Origin of the sequence: Pseudonocardia xinjiangensis, assembly GCF_050948425.1 — a bacterium.
GTDB lineage: Bacteria > Actinomycetota > Actinomycetes > Mycobacteriales > Pseudonocardiaceae > Pseudonocardia > Pseudonocardia xinjiangensis.
This window is the reverse complement of record NZ_CP192009.1, coordinates 2,934,447-2,956,360: the sequence shown is the minus strand read 5'-3', so window position 1 is coordinate 2,956,360 and position 21,914 is coordinate 2,934,447. Positions and strand designations below refer to the sequence as shown.

Annotated in this window: 20 protein-coding genes and 1 pseudogene; 6 read left to right on the top strand and 15 right to left on the bottom strand. The window is 69.2% G+C overall.

Features of this window, described 5'->3' with window-relative positions:
• Positions 1-433: 433 nt before the first annotated feature.
• The 5 genes from ACQPZA_RS14125 to ACQPZA_RS14105 form a co-directional block, all read right to left on the bottom strand.
• Positions 434-1,627: an SGNH/GDSL hydrolase family protein gene (locus ACQPZA_RS14125; RefSeq protein WP_433281189.1), complete on the bottom strand. Its 1,194-nt coding sequence runs from the start codon at positions 1,625-1,627 to the stop codon at positions 434-436.
• 158 nt (positions 1,628-1,785) lie between these two features.
• Complete coding sequence (locus ACQPZA_RS14120) at positions 1,786-2,148, bottom strand: hypothetical protein (protein WP_433281186.1); 363 nt, start codon at positions 2,146-2,148, stop codon at positions 1,786-1,788.
• A 53-nt stretch (positions 2,149-2,201) separates the two neighbouring features.
• A complete protein-coding gene (locus ACQPZA_RS14115) occupies positions 2,202-2,900 on the bottom strand; it encodes a TetR/AcrR family transcriptional regulator (RefSeq protein ID WP_433281184.1) in 699 nt (232 codons plus the stop codon).
• Positions 2,901-3,165: 265 nt separating this feature from the next.
• Positions 3,166-3,741 carry a TIGR03086 family metal-binding protein gene (locus ACQPZA_RS14110; protein WP_433281182.1) on the bottom strand — a complete coding sequence of 192 codons (576 nt, stop codon included), beginning with the start codon at positions 3,739-3,741 and terminating at the stop codon, positions 3,166-3,168.
• 106 nt (positions 3,742-3,847) lie between these two features.
• Positions 3,848-4,573, bottom strand: a complete 726-nt coding sequence (locus ACQPZA_RS14105; RefSeq protein WP_433281180.1) for an SDR family oxidoreductase — start codon at positions 4,571-4,573, stop codon at positions 3,848-3,850.
• 96 nt (positions 4,574-4,669) lie between these two features.
• Here ACQPZA_RS14105 and ACQPZA_RS14100 point away from each other — a divergent pair, with 96 nt between their 5' ends.
• The 4 genes from ACQPZA_RS14100 (at position 4,670) to ACQPZA_RS14085 (ending at position 9,457) form a co-directional block, all read left to right on the top strand.
• Positions 4,670-5,260, top strand: a complete 591-nt coding sequence (locus tag ACQPZA_RS14100; RefSeq protein WP_433281178.1) for a TetR/AcrR family transcriptional regulator — start codon at positions 4,670-4,672, stop codon at positions 5,258-5,260.
• A 1,071-nt stretch (positions 5,261-6,331) separates the two neighbouring features.
• A complete protein-coding gene (locus ACQPZA_RS14095; RefSeq protein WP_433281176.1) occupies positions 6,332-7,654 on the top strand; it encodes an extracellular solute-binding protein in 1,323 nt (440 codons plus the stop codon).
• Entirely contained in the window at positions 7,651-8,544 is an 894-nt protein-coding gene (locus ACQPZA_RS14090; RefSeq protein WP_169393849.1) for a carbohydrate ABC transporter permease, read from the top strand. The genes ACQPZA_RS14095 and ACQPZA_RS14090 overlap by 4 nt, the downstream gene beginning before the upstream one ends.
• A 136-nt stretch (positions 8,545-8,680) precedes the next feature.
• A complete protein-coding gene (locus tag ACQPZA_RS14085; protein WP_211173650.1) occupies positions 8,681-9,457 on the top strand; it encodes a carbohydrate ABC transporter permease in 777 nt (258 codons plus the stop codon).
• A 21-nt stretch (positions 9,458-9,478) separates the two neighbouring features.
• Here the strand turns inward: ACQPZA_RS14085 and ACQPZA_RS14080 are convergent, their stop codons facing one another.
• From ACQPZA_RS14080 to ACQPZA_RS14050, 7 genes are all read right to left on the bottom strand, one after another.
• Positions 9,479-10,636, bottom strand: coding sequence for a mandelate racemase/muconate lactonizing enzyme family protein (locus tag ACQPZA_RS14080; RefSeq protein WP_433281174.1), 1,158 nt, complete (start codon positions 10,634-10,636; stop codon positions 9,479-9,481).
• 21 nt (positions 10,637-10,657) lie between these two features.
• Positions 10,658-11,194 carry an RBBP9/YdeN family alpha/beta hydrolase gene (locus tag ACQPZA_RS14075; RefSeq protein ID WP_433281172.1) on the bottom strand — a complete coding sequence of 179 codons (537 nt, stop codon included), beginning with the start codon at positions 11,192-11,194 and terminating at the stop codon, positions 10,658-10,660.
• Positions 11,191-13,914, bottom strand: a complete 2,724-nt coding sequence (locus ACQPZA_RS14070; protein ID WP_433281170.1) for an epoxide hydrolase family protein — start codon at positions 13,912-13,914, stop codon at positions 11,191-11,193. Before ACQPZA_RS14070 ends, ACQPZA_RS14075 begins: the two co-directional genes overlap by 4 nt.
• A gap of 67 nt (positions 13,915-13,981) precedes the next feature.
• Positions 13,982-14,644, bottom strand: coding sequence for a response regulator (locus ACQPZA_RS14065; protein ID WP_433281168.1), 663 nt, complete (start codon positions 14,642-14,644; stop codon positions 13,982-13,984).
• Positions 14,641-15,732, bottom strand: coding sequence for a sensor histidine kinase (locus tag ACQPZA_RS14060; protein ID WP_433281166.1), 1,092 nt, complete (start codon positions 15,730-15,732; stop codon positions 14,641-14,643). The genes ACQPZA_RS14065 and ACQPZA_RS14060 overlap by 4 nt, the downstream gene beginning before the upstream one ends.
• A gap of 315 nt (positions 15,733-16,047) precedes the next feature.
• Positions 16,048-16,611 carry a TetR/AcrR family transcriptional regulator gene (locus tag ACQPZA_RS14055; protein ID WP_433281164.1) on the bottom strand — a complete coding sequence of 188 codons (564 nt, stop codon included), beginning with the start codon at positions 16,609-16,611 and terminating at the stop codon, positions 16,048-16,050.
• A gap of 133 nt (positions 16,612-16,744) precedes the next feature.
• The gene (locus tag ACQPZA_RS14050; protein ID WP_433281163.1) at positions 16,745-17,827 is read right to left on the bottom strand and encodes an aldo/keto reductase; all 1,083 of its coding nucleotides are present in this window, start codon (positions 17,825-17,827) and stop codon (positions 16,745-16,747) included.
• A 596-nt stretch (positions 17,828-18,423) separates the two neighbouring features.
• Here ACQPZA_RS14050 and ACQPZA_RS14045 point away from each other — a divergent pair.
• Together ACQPZA_RS14045 and ACQPZA_RS14040 are read left to right on the top strand one after the other, a co-directional pair.
• On the top strand, positions 18,424-18,816 hold the full coding sequence (locus ACQPZA_RS14045; protein ID WP_433281161.1) for a tautomerase family protein: 393 nt from the start codon (positions 18,424-18,426) through the stop codon (positions 18,814-18,816).
• Between the two features lie 140 nt (positions 18,817-18,956).
• Positions 18,957-19,173 (top strand): annotated as a pseudogene (locus tag ACQPZA_RS14040) (IS5/IS1182 family transposase); the annotation flags it as partial.
• Here the strand turns inward: ACQPZA_RS14040 and ACQPZA_RS14035 are convergent.
• From ACQPZA_RS14035 to ACQPZA_RS14025, 3 genes are all read right to left on the bottom strand, one after another.
• Positions 19,116-19,445 carry an enolase C-terminal domain-like protein gene (locus ACQPZA_RS14035; protein WP_433281159.1) on the bottom strand — a complete coding sequence of 110 codons (330 nt, stop codon included), beginning with the start codon at positions 19,443-19,445 and terminating at the stop codon, positions 19,116-19,118. The pseudogene ACQPZA_RS14040 and the gene ACQPZA_RS14035 sit on opposite strands and share 58 nt — an antisense overlap.
• A 437-nt stretch (positions 19,446-19,882) precedes the next feature.
• Positions 19,883-20,632, bottom strand: coding sequence for a glucose 1-dehydrogenase (locus ACQPZA_RS14030; RefSeq protein ID WP_433281157.1), 750 nt, complete (start codon positions 20,630-20,632; stop codon positions 19,883-19,885).
• A gap of 446 nt (positions 20,633-21,078) precedes the next feature.
• Positions 21,079-21,852, bottom strand: coding sequence for a class II aldolase/adducin family protein (locus ACQPZA_RS14025; protein ID WP_433281155.1), 774 nt, complete (start codon positions 21,850-21,852; stop codon positions 21,079-21,081).
• Positions 21,853-21,914: the final 62 nt, after the last annotated feature.

Sequence of the window (21,914 nt, the reverse complement as noted above, 5' to 3'; positions counted from 1 at the left end):
AAGGTGCCGATTGCCTGCTGGACGGCCTCGATCAGGCTGTAGCCCACGGCCGGCATGACCGGCCGATCGTGAGCTGCCGATAATGCGACTCCGTGCGTCGGCGCGCCTAGTCATTCCCCGCGCCCAAGCGAGAGCGATTGCGATGGGCGGCTCCCCCGACGAAAGGGAACCGCCCATCATGCCGTCGGGACGACAGGATGTGAACCTGCGACTCCTTGCCCCCCAGTACGGTTGACACAGGTCGGGCTGACCTTCCCGAACAGAGAATCGGCTAGCCCGCCAGTGCCGCGGCGAGCGCCGCGGTGCGCCGCAGGAAACCGTCCAGCCGACGAGGCCAAACACCCCCGAACCGCCGTCCCGGACCGCCGTGTTCTCGCGCAGGGCTGATGAGCACGCCGATGGGCGCGGGTGAAAGCAAGTCCTGGAGCAGGGGTCAGTCGAAGAGCGAGAGGTCGACGGCCTCGGCGAGAGCCGCGTAGCCCGCGTCACTGCCGTGCAGGTGGTCGCCCATGTGCAGCCCGTCGCGGATGCGCGTCCGGTCGGCGGGGTCGCGCCAGACGGCGTCGAAGTCGAGCAGGCCGTCGAAGGCGCCGCTGGTGCGGATCCAAGCGTTCACCTGCTCGCGTGCCTTTTCACCCTGGGGTGAGTACATCTCCGAGCCCCGGTAGGGGGCGATGGTCGCGGCGTGCACCTTGGCGCCGTGTGCGCGGGCTCGAGAGGCCAACTGGAGGTGAGCTGCGATGACATCGTCCACGGTGACGGGCGCGCCGGGAAACATGTCGAGGAATCCGGCCGCCTCCCCGGTGCGCGGGGCGAAGGAGAAGACAAGGTCATTGCCCACGGCGATCACCACATGGCCCAGGCCGGGGGTCGCCAGGATGTCGCGGTCGAAGCGGGCGAGAGCGGCGGGGCCGATGCCGTCGCTGAGGAGGCGATTGCCTCCGATGCCCTGATTGATCACGCAGAGCGTCGACCCGCCGCGGGCCACCAGTCGCTCGGCGAGCACATCGGTCCAGCGTCGATCCGCGCCCGGCGTGGAGCCGATGCCGTCGACGCGGGAGTCACCGAGGACGGCGACGGCCTTCGACGGCAGGGCGGCCTCGGCCTCCACCGCCGTGATCAGCGCCCCCGCCGGCATGGGGGTGGCACCGGCGGGAGTCGAGGTGAGTGCGGTCGCGTCGCCCGGGATGATCCAGCCCAGTGCGTTGAAGGTTCCGTGACAGGTGACAGTGTCGACCCGGTCGGTCAGGTAGAGGCTGACCACCAGCCGCGACAGAGCGGCGACCGGTATGTCGATGGGATCACTGAGGACGGGCGCTCCCGCCGGGACGGTGGTGATCGACCGGCCGCTGAACGTCACCGCCCGATGGTCTGGCCCCTCGGCCCCGGCGCCACAGTCCGCAACGGCGACGCGGGCGGCGCCGATGGTCAGAGGAGTCCTCCCGTACTCGTTGCTGATGCGCACGCGGATGCGGTGTCCGCCCCCGCTGATGCGTACGACTTGGCGCAGCGTCGCGTTCTCCAGGGGCCCGACGAAGCTGACGGAGTTGTCCGGCGCTTGCGGCGAGGCGCCCCAGGTGCGGACCCAGTGCTCGGCGTGTGCGGGTCGAGTGGTGCCGGAGGTCATGATCGCCCTTCAGCGGTCGGTGCCACGGTGAGGGTTCTGGTCTGTGGGATCCACAGAGTTCTGAGTCGAGGAACACCGTTCCTGGGCCCGGGCACCTGGGCGACGGTCCCGGCGCAGGCATCCCGTCCGCATACACACCCAGGCATGCTCTGCCCGCGCTACCACTTCTGGCTCCCGAACCACCGGGCTGCGACCTCTTGGAACGCGTCGCGATCGGGGACGTGCTCGGCGGCCCAGGCCACGACACCGTCAGGCCGCACCAGTAGCGCCTCCAGCCCGAGGTCGTCGCGTACCGGACCGGACGCGTATCGGATCCGGCCCTGCCAGCCCTCGGCGGCGGCCCGCAGGACGCCGATGCCGCTGAAATCGAGCACGACGCCCTGGCCCGCCTGCATCAGGTCACCGAGGCGGGTGCCGTCCTCGAAGCGGAAGTCCGGGGCAGAGCATCCGACGAGCGGCTGCTCGCTTCCCACCAGGAACAGGCCGACCGGACCGCCCCCCGCGATGATGACGTCGTGCATGGACATTTCCTCCTGGAACGGACGCGTGCGGGCCGAGCCGCCGGATGAGGCGGTCAGCCGAGGTGGGTGAGGCCGTCGAGGACGATGGCGATCCCGGTGAGGAACTGTTCACGGTCGTCGTGATCCGCCATCTGGCCGACGATGGCGTGCATGAACGGGTAGTCCTCGGGGGCGAGTTCCCGCCACGCCGCGGACGCGGTGCCCAGGAACTCCTCGCGCTCCGCGCCCGGCTCGACATCGGAGGTGTCCCCTTCGATGCGAGCGTTCTGGCTGATCGCACCGAGGATGTAGTGGACGAGCGTCGAGGCCGCGTCGAACCACGAGGCTTGCGGCACCCCCAGCGCGGCCAGCTGCCGACCGATCCTCTCGAAGATCCCCACCGTCACCGGACCCACCGGGTTACGGACGATCTGCAGCGTCAGCCGCGTAGCGAGCCATCGATGCTCCGCGATCGCGTCGAACAGCGCCAGCGCGACGACGCGGATCTCATCCTCGGGCGCTTTCCCCGCCCGGCCGGACTTCGTCGCCAGCGCGCCGGTGACGACCATCTCGGTCGCCGCGTCCAGGAGATCGTCCCGCTTGCCGACGTGGTAGGAGATCGCACCGGACCCGGTGGCCAGACGCTCACTCAGCGCCCGGACGGTCAGCACGCTCTCGCCGCCCGCGTCGAGCAGCCCGATCGCGGCCTCGATGATCTGCTCCCGGGAGAGCACCTGATTACGCCGCCGAGTCCGGCGCGCCGCCGCTGTCACACATCCGATGATGGCACGTTTGGCACAACGTGCCAACTTGGTGCAGCGTACCAACGTGCCGGGGCGCCCGCCCTGTCCGACCGCACGGGCGCCCACCGCAAGACAGTCGGAACACGCGTCGTGGCCTCCTCCTCTCCCCCTCAACGCCGACCGGCGCTCACGGCCGATGCGGGAGGCCGAAGCAGGACGCGCCGTCCGCCGGACCCTCCCGGAAGCTGTCACCTGCCCGGCAGCTCCTTTGCCGGCAGCCACGGGCTCTGGTCGTTCAGGCGGACACTCTCCGCCCGAGACGGGCGGCGAGGCGGTCGATGGCCGGTGCATCGGGGGCGACGGGCTGCGGGTCGTCGAAGCGACGCAGGGCCGGGGGCACCTTGGGGCTCATCTGCTGTACGAAGTCGATGGTCCGGTCCACCACCTCCTCGTCGAACGCCGGAGGGTGGGCGAGCGCCTGCCCCAGGTCCCAGCCGTGCGCCAGATGCTCCATCATCAGGATCTTCAGAAGCGTGAGACCGGTGATCTCGCCCAAGCGGTCCGGGACAAGGCGCTCGAGGACGCCCTCCTCCGAGAACGCGCTCACCAGCAGCTGAGCGTTCTCCCCGAAGCTGGGCTGCGTTCGGACGGGTTGCGCGGTCAGGGTGGCGAGGAACCGCTGCTGCACGTCGAGGAGGTGATCGACGACGGCGCGCACATCCCACTCCTCGCACGGCGTCGGTGCCGACCACTCCTGCTCGTCGACAGAATCGACCAGCCCTACGACCTGATCGAGAACCGCGGCGAGCTCCGACACTGCGCTCATGTACTGCTCCTTCGTGGTGAGGGTGCCGTCCGCACGCGGCTCCACGGCGCGGACGGTCGGCAAGTCAGCAGGACGAAGACGTGAGCTCACGGCCGCCCCTGATGGTCGTGCCTACGTCTGGTCATCCGGACTGAGCCGGACAGGGAGCGGGCTAACTCCCGGCGAGGACGGCGCCTCCGTCAACGGTGAGCACGGTTCCGGTGACGAAGCCGTTCTCCATCAGGTACAGGTGCGCCGCGGCGATCTGGTCCGCTTCACCGATCGACTTGGTGAGTGTCCGATCAGCGAGAGTCGCGAACAGCGCGGCACGCTGGGGCTCCGGTACCGGGTCCCACAGCGACGTCCGAATTGCTCCCGGCCGGACCGCATTGACGCGAACTGGGGCGAGCTCGGCGGCCAGCCCTCGCGTCAGTCCCTCCACGGCTGCGGCGTTGCCGGCCGCGAGCGCGGTTCCAGGCGCGGGGCGAACAGCGACCGTCCCGGACGTCAGCACGATCGATCCTCCCGGCCGGACACGCCGTGCCGCGTGTTTGACCGCGGTGACCGCCCCCCAGAAGCGGACCTCGAACAGCTCCCGGGCGGCGTCGAGCGGCAGGTCCCCCAGCGGCTGCGGACGCGCCGCGTCGCCGGCTGTGTAAACCATGTGGTCGAGCTCCCCGACGCCGGCGAACAGGGCGGCGACGTCAGCCTCGTTGCGGGTGTTGACGACCACCCCCTCACAGCTGCCCGGCAACCCCGTGAGCGCGGCCTCCAGACGCCCTTGGTCGCTCGACGCGATCGTGACTGCCGCACCCGCCGCCGAGGCGGCGCGCGCCGCAGCCAGCCCCATCCCTGAACTGCCGCCGATGATGACGATGCGCTGGCCTGAAAGGGCCATGGTGCCGCTCCTCCGCCTCGAACAGTGATGACTCACTGAGCCGTCAGCGTAGCACCAGCGATGACTCACTGAGTCATCACTGGTATGTTGGCAGACATGCCGCGCTGGAACCCGAATACCGAGGACCGGCTCCGCGCGGCAGCGGTGGAGTTGTTCCTCGAACGTGGGTACGAGAACGTCACCGTCGCGGAGATCACCGAGCGGGCCGGGTTGACCCGGCGCTCGTTCTCCCGCTACTTCGCTGACAAGCGGGACGTGCTGTTTGCCGGATCCGAACAACTTCCGGTCGCCCTCGCCGACTCCGTCCGGCGCGCCGACGGCACCCTCTCGCCCTGCGAGGCCGTCCTGACCGCTCTCCTTGACGTCGCCGGCGCGCTGGCCGATCAGGCCCCGCTCGCCGCGCAACGGCGCGCGGTCGTACGGGCCAGCCCGGAGCTGCAGGAAAGGGGGCGGACCAAGCTTGCCGCCGCGACCGACGCGGTAGCGGACGCGCTGCGGGAACGAGGCACCGCCGAGTCAGAGGCGACGCTCCTCGCGGAAGTCGGCGTCGCCATATTCCGCACCGCCTTCGAGCGCTGGACCGACCAGCCGGACGACCTCGCCCTGCCCACCCGCATCCGGGAGGCAGCCGCCGACCTCGCCGCCAGCCTGGGCGCGGTGGACTTCACTGCGCTGCCCCACCCGTGAAGCAACGACCGCTCAGCGGATGAGCGCTCGCGGGCAGTTCCTCGACGGCATGTATGAGGTCCCCCGCAGCCCGGCCGGCGCCCTCACTGCTGTCTCCCGTGCAGTCGAGGATGATTCAATGCAGTGTCCCGGATCGATGCCGTGAATTGCGCCACGGCGCTATCGGCAATCGTTCGACAGCGCCGCGGACCGCTCAGCAGATGAGCCTGCCTGCCGAACCGAGAGCAGTCCCAACGGCGCAAACTTCCGCGATCGCACCAGCGCCCGTCGGCTCGGGCCCGTCGGCCCTGCGCCTTCCTGGGATCGTTAGCTCGAAGATCGTACACAACGGAGTAAGCCCAGGTCAGAGCACATTCAGCGCACTAGAGGTACGTATACGGCCCTCTTACCCCCGTACGGTCAACAGGTCGCGCTGCCCTGCGAAAACAGAGAATTCGCGGCTTGACGTTGCGCAGTACAACGCATCTCGGCGTCGCGCGGGCCAGGTCGGCACAACGCCGCGCTCCACATTTGCTGCACCCATACCGGACAATGACTAAACCGACGCGATCTCCCCGGACCAGACCCTCCTGATCGGGTTGACGTGACATCTCTCCGTGGCTGCGGACGTATCCTGGTCGCGGCGCAGTCTGTGCCTCCCACGCCATGCGCGGCGGTAATGCCGAGCATGGCGAAACCGTTGGAGTGACGACCGCAGCGATCATGTGAGGCAAATCCCCGACGCCGACGAGCGCTCGGTCGCCCGCCGCCGCCCGCGCTCGGAGTGGACGCAGGACTGGCCAGTCGCCGGGCCGCCGTGGCGGTCATCGTCGATCAGACCACGCTGCCCACCGCGGACGAGCTGCCTGAGCCCTTGCGGGTCCTGCCCAGGCTGCCCGCAGGGCTCAGCCTCGGCGACGGTCATCGAGAATTTCGAGGAAAATCTGTCCGGAAGGTCGGCTCTTGACGCTGTGATCGCGCTCTCACTAGGGTCCGGTCCGCGCATTGATGTTTCGAAAGTTTCCGACACTGTCGTCCGACGGCCCCTCCCGAGAGGCCGGAACGAGGCGACCCGCAGCAACGGAGATCGACGTGGATCAGAAGCGGGTTTCCCGACGTTCGTTCCTGGCTCTGGCGATGGCCGCACCGCTCGGTGCGAGCGCGCTGGCCTCGTGCGGAACCACCGGCCCGGGCCAGGCTGCCGCTGGTGAGGCCAGTATCTGGTACCTCACCGGCCAGCCTCAGGAAGGCCTTCGCAAGGCCTCGGTCGACGCCTTCAACGCCGCGCACCCCGACGGTCAGCTCGCGGCCACGTTCTTCGAGAACGACGCGTACAAGACCCGGATCCGCACGGCCGTCGGCGCGAACCAGGCGCCCACCGTCATCTGGACGTGGGGCGGCGGTGGCCTGCGCGACTACGTGCGCAACGGCCAGGTGGACGACCTCACCGACTGGTTCGCCCAGAACCCCGAGGTCAAGTCGAAGCGCTTCGAGACCTCATTCGACGCGGCGACGGTCGACGGGCGCATCTACGCGGTGCCGTGCGAGCAGGTCTCGCCGATCGTCATGTACTACAACAAGGAGCTGTTCGAGCGGGTCGGCGCGCAGCCGCCCACCACGTGGGGCGAGCTCATGGCGCTCGTGCCGGTGTTCAACAACGCCGGTGTTGCGCCGTTCTCACTCGCCGGGCAGTCCCGCTGGACCAACATGATGTGGCTGGAGTTCCTGTTCGACCGCCAGGGCGGCGCCCAGGTCTTCGACGCCATCGCGGCGGGCGAGCCGAACGCCTGGTCGCACCCGGCCGCGATCGCCGGCCTGACGAAGGTGCAGGACCTCGTGCGGGCCGGCGGGTTCGTCAACGGGTTCCAGTCGATCGCCGCCGACGCCAACGCCGACCAGGCGCTGCTGCACCAGGGCCGGGCCGCGATGATGCTGCACGGCGCCTGGACCTACGGCTCGATGAAGGACGAGGGCGGCGACTTCGTCTCGAGCGGCAAGCTCGGCTGGACCCAGTTCCCGGCGATCGAGGGCGGCGCCGGCGACCCGAGCACCGGCGTCGGCAACCCGGCCTCGTTCCTGTCGCTGTCCTCCCAGGCCTCCGAGGAGCAGAAGGCCATCGCCCGGGACTACTTCGCCAACGGTCTGCTCACCGACGCCGACATCGACGGGTGGGTCGCCAGCGGCGCCGTGCCGATCGTCAACGGTGTCGACAGCAGGTTCTCCGGGCCCGACGCGCAGTTCCAGAAGTTCGTCTACGACTCGGCCACCCAGGCGCAGTCGTGGGTGCACTCCTGGGACCAGGCGCTGCTACCCGGCCCCGCCGACGTGATGCTCAACAACATCGAGCAGCTGTTCTCGCTGTCGATCAGCCCGGAGCAGTTCGCCACCAACATGAACGCGGTCCCCTCCTCGTGACCAGCGGTTCGATCGGTGCCCGGCAGCACGGGTCGCTCACCTGGCTGGTGCTGCCGGCGCTGCTGTTCTTCACGGCGTTCGGGATCATCCCGCTCATCGGCGTTCTCGTACTGAGCTTCACCAGCTGGAACGGCATCGGCGAGATCACGCCCGCCGGGTTCGACAACTGGGTGTCGGTGCTCGCCGACCCCGCCCTGGTGCACGCGCTCGGCGTCACGTTCCTGATCATGGCCCTGTCCTGGCTGGTGCAGACCCCGATGAGCATCCTCGTGGGCGTGTTCCTCGCGGGCGGGCAGCGCTACCGCGCGGTGCTCGCGGTGCTGTACTTCACCCCTCTGCTGCTGAGCTCGGCGGCGATCGCGATCACCTACAAGGCGCTGCTGGACCCCAACTTCGGTCTCGGTGCCTCGCTCGGGGTCCCGCTGCTGGTGCAGAACTGGCTGGGCGACCCCGTGCTGGCGATCGCCACCGTGGTCTTCGTGATCTCCTGGCAGTTCATCCCGTTCCACTCGCTGATCTACCAGGGCGCGGTGCGCCAGATCCCGGCGTCGCTCTACGAGGCGGCCCGGATCGACGGCGCCGGGCGGGTGCGGCAGTTCTTCTCGATCACGCTGCCGCAGCTGAAGTACACGTTGATCACGTCTTCGACACTGATCGTGGCGGGGTCGATGACGCTGTTCGACCTGATCTTCGTGCTCACCCTGGGCGGCCCGAGCGACGCCACCCGGGTGCTGGCGCTCGACATGTACCTGCGGGGGTTCCGCGGCAACATGATGGGCCCGGCGAGCGTGATCGCGCTGATCATCGTCGTGGTCGCGGTGCTGCTCGCAATGGGCATCCAGCGCCTGGGCGGCAAGGACGCGAACGAGAGCCGGATGGAAGGGGCCTGACGTGGCCGCACCGACCAGCGCCACCGCCGACACACGCCCTGCGGCGTCCGTCCCCGCGCCGGGGAAGGCGCAGCCGCCGCAACGGCGCTCCGTCACCGCGGAGCGGCCCAACTACCTCGCGGGCGTCGGGAGCTTCCTGCTGCTCGCGATCATCATCATCCCGATCTACTGGGTCGTCATCACGAGCTTCAAACCGCAGTCGGCCTACTACACGAGCAACCCGATGCTGCCCGCCGAGCCGACCCTGGAGAACTACCAGGCGGTGCTCGAGGCCGACTTCATGAGGTACTTCGCGAACTCCGTGATCGTGACCGTCGGCGCGACGGTGCCCGCGGTGCTGGTCTCGTTCATGGCGGCGTTCGCGATCGTCCGCGGAGGCCGCGGCCGGTTCCTGCGGTTCACCAACACCGTCTTCCTGATGGGGCTGGCCTTCCCGCTGCAGGCCGTGATCATCCCGGTCTACCTGATCATCATCCGGCTGAGCCTCTACGACAGCCACCTCGCACTGATCCTGCCCTCGATCGCGTTCGCCATCCCGCTGACGGTGCTGATCCTGGCCAACTTCATCCGCGACGTGCCGAACGAGCTGTTCGAGTCGATGCGGATGGACGGGGCCAGCGAGTGGGCCTCGATGTGGCGGCTGGCGTTCCCGCTGACCCGACCGGCGCTCATCACGGTGTCGATCTACCAGGGCCTGCAGGTGTGGAACGCGTTCCTGCTGCCGCTCGTACTCACCCAGAGCTCAGAGCTGCGGGTGCTCCCGCTCGCGCTCTGGGCGTTCCAGGGCGAGTACGGGATCAACGTCCCCGCGGTGCTGGCGTCCGTCGTGCTCGCGACACTGCCGATCCTCGCGCTGTACGTGCTCGGGCGGCGGCACCTGCAGGCCGGGATGACCGCCGGCTTCTCCAAGTGACGGACAACCGGCACTCCCGGGTCAGCCGTGGAACCCGTCCCGTGCGTTCGCGCGCATGTGGTCCGTGTCGAAGTCGAGCCCCAGCCCTGGTCCCGGGGGGAGCCTGAGCAGACCGCCGCTGTTGTCCAGGGGCGTGGTCAGGAACTGGTTGTAGCTGCTCAGGTCGTGCCTGCTCGACTCGATCCGGTAGAAGTTCGGCACCGTCGCCATCACGTGCCCGCCTGCCACGAGGTTGACCGGGCCCGCCGCGTCGTGCGGTGAGACCGGCACGTAGTAGGCCTCGGCCATGGTGGCGATCTTCTTCAGCTCGGAGATTCCGCCGGTCCAGGTCACGTCGGGCATGACGAAGTCGGCAAGCCTCTTCTCCAGGACCGGGACGAAGTCCCACCGGGTGTGCAGGCGTTCGCCGACCGAGATCGGCACGCGCACGCGCTCGCGCACCTGCTGGAGGGCGTGGTAGCTCTCCGGCGGCACCGGCTCCTCGTACCAGTGGATGTCGCCGACATCGTCCAGTGCCTGGCCCAGCCGGATCGCGGTGGGCACGTCGAACCGGCCGTGCGCGTCGATGAGGAGTTCGACGTCGGGGCCGGCCGTCTCCCGGATGAGCGCGGTCAGCTCCATGGCCTGCCGCTCCTCCGCGCGGCTCATCCCGCCCCCGAGGTAGCGGTCGTCGGCCAGCGCCACCCCGGGTTGGTGCGGGAACGGGTCGAACTTGATGCCGGTGTGGCCGGAGTCGACGATCGCGCGGATCTCCTCGACCACCCCCTCGCGGGTGCCGAACCGGCGCTGGTTCGGGTGCGTGTAGATCAGCAGGTGGTCCCGGACCCGGCCGCCGAGCAGGTCGAAGACCGGCAGGCCGAGGACCTTGCCGCGGATGTCCCACAGGGCGATGTCGATCGCGCTCGTGACGTTCGTGCCCGCTCCGCGGCTGCCCATGTAGGTGAAGGCCCGGAAGATCTTGTGCCAGGTGTCCTCGATACGCGCCGGGTCGTCACCCGCGAGCAGGTCCTTCACCTGCCTGACCATCGCCGCGATGCCGCGGTTGGCCGTGGGCGTGGTCGTGGTGATCTCACCCCACCCGCTGATCCCCTCGTCCGTGCGCACCTCCACGAACAGATACTCGCCCCATCCCGTGCCATCGGACCCCACCAGCCACGGAACCACGTCGATGATCTTCATCCCACTCCTCACTCGGGAATCTCAGTCGATGAGTCGGTCGATCAGGGGGAATGTGGGGTAGGCCTGGTTCTCGTCGCCGAAGTGGCCGTCGTCGCGGATGATCTGGGTGCCCCCTGCTCGTTCGAACATTGCGCGACCTTGTCGGTCGTCGCAGCCGCTGGGGTCGTTGCGGGAGTTGATGAAGTAGATGTCGCGGACGTGCCGCCTGATCGCCGCCCAGTCGTAGTCGTCCTGAAGGACGGGCTCGTCGTTGGTGTTCGGCGTGGTGGAGTAACCGGCGACGAGGATGGCTTGTCTGACCGTGGTGTCGATGTGCTGGAGGATCGCGAGCAGCAGGGCGGCTCCGCCGGAGTGGCCGATCAGCACGGTGTTCTCGTCGAACGTGTGGTTGGCCAGCACCTTCGGCAGGAACCTGCTGATCGGTTCGACGTTGAGGGTGGGGTAGTGCGGCGCTTCCACGGCATATCCGCGCTTGGTCAGCTGCTCACGGAGCCAAGGAAGCCACACCACGTCCGGATGTGCGTCGGTGCCGTGGAAGATGATGGCCTTGCCGTTCATGTCGTCGTCCTGCCAGGGATGCGGAAGTCGGGGGTTGTCAGGTCGGAACCGGGACGGGCGGTCAGCGTGGCGAAGAAGGTTCGGAGGTCGTTCAGCCACAGGTCGGGCGCGTCGTGGGTGGCGTAGTGGCCGCCGCGGTCGTACTCGTTCCAGGACACGATCCGTGAGTGTGCGCGTTCGGCGAGGTAGCGGATCGAGCCGAGGTCGCCGGCGAACTGCGCGACGGCCAGCGGCACCGTCGAGGGTGAGGTCCGGGCCGGTTCACGCGAATGCTCGGCGTAGATGCGGATGGCAGATCCCGCGGTGCCGGTCAACCAGTGGATGGCGACGTGCGTGAGCAGGATGTCGGCGTTCAGACCACCCATGACCTGCGCGTTCCAGCCGAGCAACCCGACCGGTGAGTCGGACAGGGCATGGGCGATCGTCTGGGGCTGTTGGCCGTGGACAGCGCCGTAGGAGGCGTGGTTGTCGTAGAGGTCGCGGAAGTCGGCCAGCGTCCGTGCGTCGCGGCCGGACAACGTGCTCGCCCAGTCGGGATCGTCGGCGGGTGGTGGCACCCAGACCTGTGTGACGTGCGCGCCGATCATCGTCGCTGGTGCGATGTGGGCCAACTCGGCGCTGATGTAGGAACCCCAGTCGTTCCCCGCTGCGCCGAACTGCTGGTAACCCAGCCGTTCCATCAGCACTGCCCATGCTCGCGCGATCCGGCGTGGGCCCCAGCCGGTGTCGGGTGTGGGCCCGGAGAACGCGAACCCCGGCAGTGACGGGATCACCACGTCGAACGCGACTGTCGGGTCGAGCCCGTGCGCTCGTGGGTCGGTGAGCGGGCCGATCACGTCGAGGTACTCCACCAGCGTGCCGGGCCAACCGTGGGTCAGGATCAGTGGCACTGCGTCCGGTTCCGGCGAACGGACGTGGACGAAGTGGACGTTCGTTCCGTCGATCGTGGTCGTGAACTGGTCGTGGGCGTTGATCCTCGCCTCCCAACCGCGCCAGTCGTAACTTTCGAGCCAGTACGTGGCGAGCTCACGAACAGCGGCGACCGGCACGCCGTACCCCTTGTCACCGCCCTCCGGTTCGGGCGCCCAGCGTGTTCCGGTGAGTCGGTTCCGCAGGTCCGTGAGCTCCTGGTCGGGCACTTCCACGCGGTAGGGGCGAATCCGGGTCATCGTTCTCGGGCCGTCGGACGGGAGGCCGTGGTCGCGCGCCGGAAGAACATCAGGCGAGACTGGGCCATCCTGATCATGACGCCAGCATGGCCCGGCCACAGCGATCGGGGCAAGGACTCCCGTACCCGGTCCACGGTGACAAAGGTGGATCGGTCGCACCCGAAGACGTCGAGCGCCTGCGGCGAAGAGCGCGCCCGTCACCGCGATCAGCAGGGCGACCGCTATCCGGTCGCTCGGCGTGGTCGCGTTCGCAACCAGGCCGAACACGCTGTGGGCGAGCACGGCGCCGCCGATGGCGGCCCACCGGTGGTGCACCGTCCAGGACCCGTGGCCGCTCCAGCGCAGCAACAGCTGCGCTGTGCCGAGTCCGAGCAGTGCCGCCACGGCCATCGGGACGAGGACCCACGGTCCGTGGGTGAAGGCGGGCCGGGTCGCCCCGCCGAACGGGAACAGCAGGCCCATGAACGCGGCGACGGCGACTCCGATGGCCACCCCGACCAGGGCGGGTGCGGGTGGCCGGACCGCGGCCGGACGCCACGGCTGCAGGGCCGGCAGAACCCGCAGGGCGAGCACGACCAGGAGGGCTTCCAGCCCCAGGATGGCGAGCGCGGCCGGCAGCGGGATGGTGTAGCCGGGATCGATCGAGGTCGGCACCGACAGGCGCAGCAGTGCCGCGCCCAGCAGGGTCACGACGGCGGTGACCACGATCCCGGGGGTGCGCAGGTAGGGGCGGGTGCCGTGCCCGGGGAACAGCAGCTCGACCAGCGCGATCGGGATCAGGACGCTGAACACGACGTGGTAGGGCAGGTTGAGCTCGGTGTAGGCGGTGTTGATCCCGAACACGCGGGGTGCCCACCCGGCGGCCCCGTAGAGGGTCGGGCTGGTCAGGCTCTGCAGCGCGAGGCCCTCCTCGAGCAACCCGTAGGCGATGCCCATCGCCACCAGGCTGGGCCATCCGCCGCCGGCGCGGCGCACCAGTTCGCGGATCAGCAACGCGCCCGCCCCGTAGATCGGGATGTAGAGCAGGACCACCCAGGCCATGGCCACCGAGACGTTGCCGAGCAGGACCTCGGCGATCACCGGGGTGAGCACGACCAGCACGAGCGCCGCCTTGCGGTTTCCGGGCGGACGCGCGGGACGGGGCCGGCGGGGGAAGCTCTCCCGCACCGGGCGCAGGTTCGTGGCCACAGCGAGCACGACGAGCAGCGTCAGCTGCGCTGCCTGCAGCACCCGCATCCAGGACGGGTAGGCGCCCGAGATCAGCAGATAGCCGACCGCGACGATTCCGAGCACCGCCAGCGACCGCACCCGCAGGTACGCGCCGCGGCGGCCGCGCACCATCCGGTGGGCGATCCAGACGTACCAGGCCGCGAGGACCACGACGATGCCCGACCGGATCCACACGGTCAGCTCCAGCTGCTCGCGGGTCTGGTCGCTGCCTCGGGCCAACTGGTAGTCGATCACGTTGTCGCGGAAGGCGACGGTGAGCGCCGCGAACAGCACGCCGAGCGCGAGGTTCGCGATCAGCAGCACCGCAATCCGCTTCACCATGATCGAGACGGTAGGCGCGGGCGGCGCGGACGTCCTCGGTCCGCAGGATGGTGTTGGGTCTGCGACTTCAGGATGAGCCGCGGGGACGGACCAGTCCGGCGTCGTAGGCGAACACGACGGCCTGGACCCGGTCACGCACCCCGAGCTTGCGCAGGATGGACGACACGTGGGTCTTGACGGTCGCCTCGGTGATCACGAGCCGCTGCGCGATCTCGGCGTTGGTCGCCGCGCGGGCCACGAGTGCGAGCACGTCCACCTCCCGCTCGGTGAGCGCGGTGAGCCGTTCCGGGCGCGGGTCGTCGCGGGGCAGCACCTCGGCGAAACGGTCCAACAGCCGGCGGGTGACCGCCGGGGCGAGCAGGGCGTCGCCCCGGGCGACCACGCGTACCGCCTCGACCAGGTCGACCGGTCGCACGTCCTTGAGCAGGAACCCGCTGGCCCCGGCCCGCAGCGCGGCGTAGAGCGGCTCGTCCAGGTCGTAGGTGGTCAGGATGATCACCCGGGACGACGTGCGGGACGCGACGATCCGCTCGGTGGCGGCGATCCCGTCGACCCCCGGCATCCGCACGTCCATCAGCACGACGTCCGGGTTCAGCTGCTCGACCAGCCGCACCGCCGCGTCGCCGTCCGCGGCCTCGCCGACCACCTCGACGTCCTCGCGCGTCTCCAGGATCATCCGGAAGCCGGCGCGGACGAGCTCCTGGTCGTCGGCCAGCAGCACCCTGGTCATGCGGGCTCCTGCAACGGCAGCCGGGCGGACACCCGGAACCCGCCGTCGGGATCGGGGGCCGTGCGGAGCCGGCCTCCCAGCAGCTCGGCACGTTCCCGCATCCCGACCAGCCCCTGCCCGGCGGCGGAACGCCCGGGCATTCCCCGGCCGTCGTCGTGGACGTCGACCAGCAGTTCGCCCTCCAGCAGCCGCACCGCGACCTGCGCCCGGGTCGCGTGAGCGTGGCGCAGGGTGTTGGTCAGCGCCTCCTGCACGATGCGGTAGGCCGACAGGGCGACACCCGCCTGCACGTCGGTGTGCACGTCGACGTCGAGCGCGACCGGCAACCCGGCCCGCGTCACCGACGCCGCCAGCGCGGTCAGGTCGGCCAGCCCGGGCTGCGGTTCGTCGTCCATGCCGGGGTCCGGGCGCACCGTGCGCAGGAACCGGCGCAGCTCGGCCTGCGCATTCCGGCCCGAGGACTCGATCGCGCACACCGCAGCGCGGGCCCGCTCCGGGCTGACGTCGAACACGTCGGCAGCCGCCCCGGCCTGCACCACCATCACCGACACCGTGTGCGCGAGCACGTCGTGCAACTCCCGGGCGATCCGCGCACGCTCCTCCAGCACCGCGCGCCGGGTCTCCGCCCGCCGGCGCGCCGACCGGGTCCGGCCGAGCTCACCCCAGCTCCACGCCAGCAGCGCCCCGGCAGCCCACAGCAGCGCCTCGGTCGGGCTCCGCCCCAGCAGCCACACCAACGCCGCCAACATCCCGGTACCGGCCAACACCCACAGCGACCACCGAGGCCGGCGCAGCCAGGCCACCGTGCACAGCGCGACCAGCGTGATCCCCGGACCCACCACCGGGTACAACAGCTGGATGCCCGCACCGGCGGTGATCACCACCGCCGCCGCCCGCACCGGTGCCCGGGCCAGGAACCACATCCCTCCCGCCTGCACGGCGAGCAACCCCACCACGGCCGCGCGACCCCACCACGGCGCGCCCACAACCGGGTCCAGCAGCAGCGCCGGAGACTCCGCCGCCACACACGCCACCACCAGCAGCACCCGCGCACCCCGCGAAAGCCGCGTCACCACCTCGACGGGCACGCCGCGAATGGTAAGACCGCGCCGACCACCCGGCGCTGCCAACCATCGAAGATGAGCTTGCCTACGGCAGTCGACGTGCCTGCTGCTCGGCGACTGCTGGATCGAGCCCGACGACATGATCCGTAGTAGCTGTCCACGCCGACAGTCCGTCCATGACCGCGATCCAGGCCAGCGCTTGGCGGACGGGGTGGGGTCAACCCGGAACCCCCGATCCCGCTACCCGGCCATCAGCCTGCCTGCGGCTGTCCTGCTCGTCCGCACCACAGGCGGGATTGGGCGCGACTTGTTCAAGCGGGGCGCGCGAGCCGGTTGGGGTCACGGACTCGGCGCGTGTGCCGGCGCGAGCGTGGCGAGTGCCGCGTTCGTGATCGTGGTGGCCGTGTACTGCTGCGAGAGGACCTCCTCAGGCACGCGGAGCACGGGGAGGATGACGGCGCCGATGGCCGCGGACGCCTGTATCTTGCGCTCTTGGTCAGGGGCCGGACCGGCGAGGAGGTCCCCGACGCGGTCCAGCAGGTCGTGGGTACGTTGCTTGACAGGGTGGCCCTGCACCGAGCGGTCGAAGCACAGCAGCATGACCAACTCGCGCTTGGCCAGCAGGTGTTCGGCAAGGGCGAGCAGCAGCGTCTCAGGTGTCTGCCAGGTTCGGGGCTGCGTCTCTTCATGGGCGACGATGAGCTCGAAGCCGTCCAGGAACGGACCGCTGACCTCCGCCAGCAACTCGTCCTTGGTCTTGAAGTAGTAGTAGAGGGCGGCTTTGGTGAGGCCCAGCTTGTCGGCGATATCCTGCAGGGTAGTGGTGCCGTAGCTCTGCGTGCTGAAGAGCTCGAGGGCGGCTGCCTTGATGCGGTCGCGCGTGGGGACCTTGCTTGTGGGCACGGGCGCACCTCCTTCCGATTTGCGATGGTCGCGCCGGGGGCTGCGCGCCCTTTCTACTGACTGGCCGGTAATAGATCCAACCGGTGGGGCGGGCGGTGACGGGCCCGGGGCCGCCACTGGCGCGCGTTGGTGGTCAGTAGCGGGTGGTGCTGGCCTGGAGGCTGGGGTTGGCGGGCGTCGTGTGTCCGTCGACGGTGGTTCCGGCGAACTGGAGCCTGGCGGCCAGGGCGGTGTTGTTGTCGGCGGGGAAGTTGAGCTTGGGCGTGGACACCTCGTCCAGCGCGGCCCGCTGGGCGTCGGTGAGGGTCACCTCCAGGGCGCTCAGGTTCGCCTCCAGCTGGTCCAGGCGGCGTGCGCCGAGCAGGGTGGAGGTGATGCCGGGGCGGCCCAGGACCCAGGCAAGGGCCACCGCGGCGGAGGTCTCGCCGGCCTCCTGGGCCACGCCGTTGAGCGCGTCGATCACCACGTAGTCGGACTCGGAGGGACCGCCGACGAGCCCCGCCCGGGTGGTGTCGACCGGGCCGGTGGTGGAGCTGGAGTACTTGCCGGACAGGAATCCGCTGTGCAGGGGGCTCCAGGGCAGCACGCCCATGCCCATCGACTGGGCCATGGGGATCAGCTCCCCTTCGGAAGTGCGCTCCAGCAGCGAGTACTGCAGTTGCAGAGCAATGATGGGCGACCATCCGCGCAGGCGCGCGATGGTGGCCGCCTCGGCCGTCGCCCACGCCGGCACGTCGGAGAACCCGACGTAGCGGATCTTGCCCGCGCGCACCTGGTCATCCAGTGCCCGCAGCGTCTCCTCGATGGGTGTGGAGGGGTCGAAGTTGTGCAGCCAGTAGATGTCGACGTAGTCGGTCTGCAGGCGCCGCAGGGAGTTCTCCAGCTGCTGCACGATCGCCTTGCGGCCGGGGCCGCCGCCGTTGGGGTCGTTCTCGTAGAGGTTCCCGAAGAACTTGGTGCCGATCACCACCCGGTCGCGCAGACCGGGCCGCGTCGCAAAGTAGTCGCCGATGATCTTCTCGGAGTGGCCGTTGGTGTAGATGTTCGCCGTGTCGACGGAGTTGCCGCCGCGGTCCAGGTAGGCGGCGAGGATGTTCGCGGACTCCTCCGGGCTGCTGCCCCATCCCAAATCGTCGCCGAAGGTCATCGTGCCCAGAGTGAAGGGGCTGACGCGCAGGCCCGATCGGCCGAGGGTGCGGTAGGAATCGAGGGACATTCGGAACTCCTTGGGTTCGGTGCGGATACGCCGGCGCGTCCCAGTGCGGTTCGGTCCGTGACTGTGTGAGCCACGTCAGAGGACGACGGCCGCGTGGCCCCAGGACGCCGCTTCGACTAGCCGGCTAGTCGATTTCTACCGGCTGGCCAGTAGACTAACGCGCAGGAATTCTACTTGCCAACCAGTTGAATAGTGACTTGTAACACGCCTTACAGGCCCTGGTGCACCCGGAATCGCCTTGCTAGCTTCCTAGCCAGCTAGTAGACGTCTGCCGGCTGGCTGGTAGCGGGTTCCCGTCGAGGGGGTACCACCACGTCCGCCTACACAGAGCGTCACCACGAGGGTCCGGGTCTGTCCACGGTCACTGGCAAGCGTCAGGGGCCGGTGGCGCGTGCGGTGGCGGCCACTGTGGGTCCTTCTTGACATCAGCCGGCCCGGCGCAACGTGGTCCGTGTTTCGCGCGCCCTGCCCATTTCGATGCGTGATGACCGAGGCGGGACCTCGCGCGCTTCCGTAGGCCGCTCGAGAGAGGGGGCGTGACCCCTGTAGATCTGCCTACAATCCATACAAGATTCCGAGTAACACAAGGAGATCCCGTGCCGCTTTTCACCATCACAATGCGTTCCGGCAGAACGAAGGAGGAGAAGGACACGATATCCTCCGCCATCCATCAAGCAAGCGTCAACGCGGGCTACCCAGAGGATGACGACTTCCAGCGATTCATCTCACTGGAGAACGTTGATCTGCGTATCAGCCCCCGCTATCCTGATCTTCCGAAGCCTCGAAGTGAGAACGTTCTGATGATTGAGGCCGTGCTCTCGTCGGGGACCGAGAAGGAGAGGAAGCGTTTGCTCCTGTCGGCAATCGTGACCAGCCTGCAGGCAGCAGGAACGGATCCGAATGACATCATTGTTCTCTTCGGCGAGATCGACCGTGCCAATAGTTCCTTCGGCGGCGGCCGCCCCGCTTTGCCTGTCGACGTGCGGTGAAGACGACGAGACGGGCTCTCACGCGGTAAGTTCGGCCAGTTTCTGCGTCTCCGAAATTGAGCGGTGCACCACACGTCGTCTCGAGCGTGCACGTGACAGAGACGCGTGACCGGCCAAGAGAGGTACAGGTCCTCTAACCACTGTTCCCCGCCCTGCACGAGTTGCTCCTCGCTGAGCTGCGCGCGGCAGGCCTGCTGGCCCTGGACCGCAGGGCGGTCGACGCCTCGCACGTGCACGCCCTCGAGGGGCGACCACGCCGGGCCATCACCGGTCAACCGCGGTCATCCCAGCTCCGAGCATCACCTCGTCGTCGACGCCCACGGCATCCCGCTCGCCGTCGCGCTGACCGGTTCCTCGAACCAGCTCACCGCCCACTCGGCCGAAGCAGCGGCCACCCGGATCGCCTGCTTGGCCTGATAGCCACCGTTGGCGTCGACGTACAGCTCCACGTCCGGGCCGATGACCGATCGTGCCTCGGCGATGCGGGCCAGGTCGCGCCCGATCGCACTCCCCCACCGCTCCCCGAACTCGATCTTGACGCGCGGGATGTGCTGCTCGGTGACCCAGAAGCCGAGCTGCTCACGCAGGCGGCCCGAGTCGTAGGTGGTGAAGCCACCGCTGCCGTACACCGCGACCGTCTCGTGCGCAGCACCCAGGGAATCTCGGCAGCCATGACGACGAAGCTCAACGCCATCGGGCCGCTGGTGCTCTGCAGGGCCAGCAGCGGCAACGCGGCGGCGTGCATGCCGGTGCCGATGGCCGACACCAGCGGGGCGCCGAAGAGCCGGTGACGGCCAATGGTCAAGCTCCCGGTCTTGTCGACGATGAGCGCGTCCATCCGCCCGGCGGATGTCCCGGGTAATGAGCAGCGTCAACGCCGACAGCGCGAACGACGTGGCACAGACCGGCGGGAGAAGTTCTCCCCCACGGTCTGGATCGGCGCCCGGTCGTGCTGGTCCTGCTCGACCGGTTGATGATCCGGCTGATCGCGGTGCACCCCGCCCACGACGAGCCGGACCACGTCGCCGTTGGCCACGTCGGCGAAGCGGGGCGACCGCTCGACGGTTCACCAGCCCGCCACCGAACCGGCGTCCACCGGCAGCGTCACACCGGTGACGAACGACGCGTCGTCCGACAGCAGCCAGACCACCGCGGCGGCGACCTCCTCCGGCTCGCCGATCCGCTGCATCGCCTGCGGCTTCATGATCTGCGCGAGCCGCTCGGGCGTCGCCCCGCGGGCGAACCCGGTCATGATCGTCCCAGGCGCGACGGCGTTGACCCGGATGCGATCCTCGGCGTACTCCACCGCGGCGTTCTTCGTAAGACCCACCAAGCCGTGCTTCGCCGCCGTGTAGGGCGCGAGACGCTTCACCCCCCGCAGCCCGGCGTTGGACGCCGTGTTGACGATCGCACCCCCTCCCCCGCGCAGCATCTGGCGGATCTGACGCTTCATCCCCAGGAACACCCCACGCAGGTTCACCGCGATGACCCGGTCGAAATCCTCGTCCTCGACATCGGCCAGCAACTCACCACCACCGCCGATCCCCGCGTTGTTGTGCGCGAAGTCCAGCGCACCGAACCGCTCCAGAACGAACGCCACCAACGCGTCCTGATCCTCGGCCCGGGACACGTCGCAGGCCTGGAAGCAGGCCTCCCCACCGGCCTCACGGATCAACCGCACCGTCTCCTCACCGGGCTCACGCGCCGACTCCAGATCCGAGACGACCACCCGGGCACCCTCCCGCGCCGCCCTGATCGCCGTGGCGCGCCCGATCCCGCTCGCCGCACCCGTCACCAGACCTGCCCTACCGCTCATCGATCCCATCGGCTCGCCCCCTGCACGTCGTCATCACCATCACCCACGGCCCGGGCCCGATTCGCCCGCCGACCCGCCTCCGGACCAATCGGCCGGGCCGCAGCAAAGCAACGCACCTGGTACTAATCCAGGCCCACTTCGTTCTTGGCGGCCTCGAAGCACTCCTCGAACGCCCACCCGGCTCCCCCGCCCCGGATAACTCTCGGTGGCGTGCGGATCGAGGCAGCACAGCGCTAGAACGCCAACCAGCGGTCGTCTCCTGATTGCCCAGGTGGTGGCGAGGTTGCACCGCTACCCCGAGGCACCTGCCATCGACACTCGATGCAGCACACAGGATGTCGCCGCCGACCCCTCGAACGCCAGTGACGTCCTGCGCGGACCCGTCCACGGCGCTCCACGAGAACCCGGTAGTCGCCCCCGACCGAGATCCCAGGCGTCAGCCCGGCTCAGTCGAGCAGGTCCGGCTGCTCGCCCACGATCCGCTGCCAGATGGGTTGGAAGGCGAACGAGCCGACGTCCTCGCCCCCGATCTGATCGTGGGTGAGCCGGGCGGCGGCGGGCTCGATCTCGCGAGGCGTGCCGGCCGCCCTGGCCAACAGCTCGGCCTGGAACGAGCGTTCCATGGCGACGAACCAGAAGATCGCCGAGTCAACGGTTCCACCGACGGTCAGGTGGCCGTGGTTGGCCAGGATGACGGCCTTCCCGTCACCCAGGCAGTCGGCGATCCGATTGCCCACGTCCGGGTCCAGCACCACCCCGGTGAAGTCGTCGAACACCGCGTGCGAGCCGTAGAACGCGCAGGCGTCCTGGGTCAGCGGCGCCAGCCGGCGGCCCAGGGCGGCGAAAGCCTTGCCGTGCAGGCCATGCGCGTGCACCGCGCCCACGACATCCGGACGCGTCCGGTGAATGGCCGAGTGGATGGCGAACGCGGCCTGGTTGAGCGGGCCCTCGCCGTCCACCACTGTGCCGGCCTCGTCGACCAGGATCAGCTCGCTGGCCCGCACCGCGCCGAAGTACCGGCCGAACGGAGCGGTCCAGAAATGGTCGGCGCGTTCGGGGTCACGGCAGGTGATGTGCCCGGCGATACCCTCATCCAGGCCGAACCTGGCAATGACCCGGTAGCCGGCGGCCACCCGCCGCTTGCGGTGCTCACGCTCTTCGGCGGGGTCCGCGAAGCCACGCGGCGATGGGATGTTCTCAACGGCACGAGCTGTCGTCATTTCTCCTCCGTATGGGTTGGGACATTAGGGCTTGATGGACTAGCGCCTGCCCAAGTCCGGCG

Coding starts and splice junctions, on each gene's coding strand:
- ACQPZA_RS14125 (WP_433281189.1), bottom strand. CDS start 1,627: ATGACCTCCGGCACCACTCGACCCGCACACGCCGAGCACTGGGTCCGC.
- ACQPZA_RS14120 (WP_433281186.1), bottom strand. CDS start 2,148: ATGCACGACGTCATCATCGCGGGGGGCGGTCCGGTCGGCCTGTTCCTG.
- ACQPZA_RS14105 (WP_433281180.1), bottom strand. CDS start 4,573: ATGGCCCTTTCAGGCCAGCGCATCGTCATCATCGGCGGCAGTTCAGGG.
- ACQPZA_RS14100 (WP_433281178.1), top strand. CDS start 4,670: ATGCCGCGCTGGAACCCGAATACCGAGGACCGGCTCCGCGCGGCAGCG.
- ACQPZA_RS14080 (WP_433281174.1), bottom strand. CDS start 10,636: ATGAAGATCATCGACGTGGTTCCGTGGCTGGTGGGGTCCGATGGCACG.
- ACQPZA_RS14075 (WP_433281172.1), bottom strand. CDS start 11,194: ATGAACGGCAAGGCCATCATCTTCCACGGCACCGACGCACATCCGGAC.
- ACQPZA_RS14070 (WP_433281170.1), bottom strand. CDS start 13,914: ATGGTGAAGCGGATTGCGGTGCTGCTGATCGCGAACCTCGCGCTCGGC.
- ACQPZA_RS14065 (WP_433281168.1), bottom strand. CDS start 14,644: ATGACCAGGGTGCTGCTGGCCGACGACCAGGAGCTCGTCCGCGCCGGC.
- ACQPZA_RS14050 (WP_433281163.1), bottom strand. CDS start 17,827: ATGTCCCTCGATTCCTACCGCACCCTCGGCCGATCGGGCCTGCGCGTC.
- ACQPZA_RS14030 (WP_433281157.1), bottom strand. CDS start 20,632: ATGAGCGGTAGGGCAGGTCTGGTGACGGGTGCGGCGAGCGGGATCGGG.
- ACQPZA_RS14025 (WP_433281155.1), bottom strand. CDS start 21,852: ATGACGACAGCTCGTGCCGTTGAGAACATCCCATCGCCGCGTGGCTTC.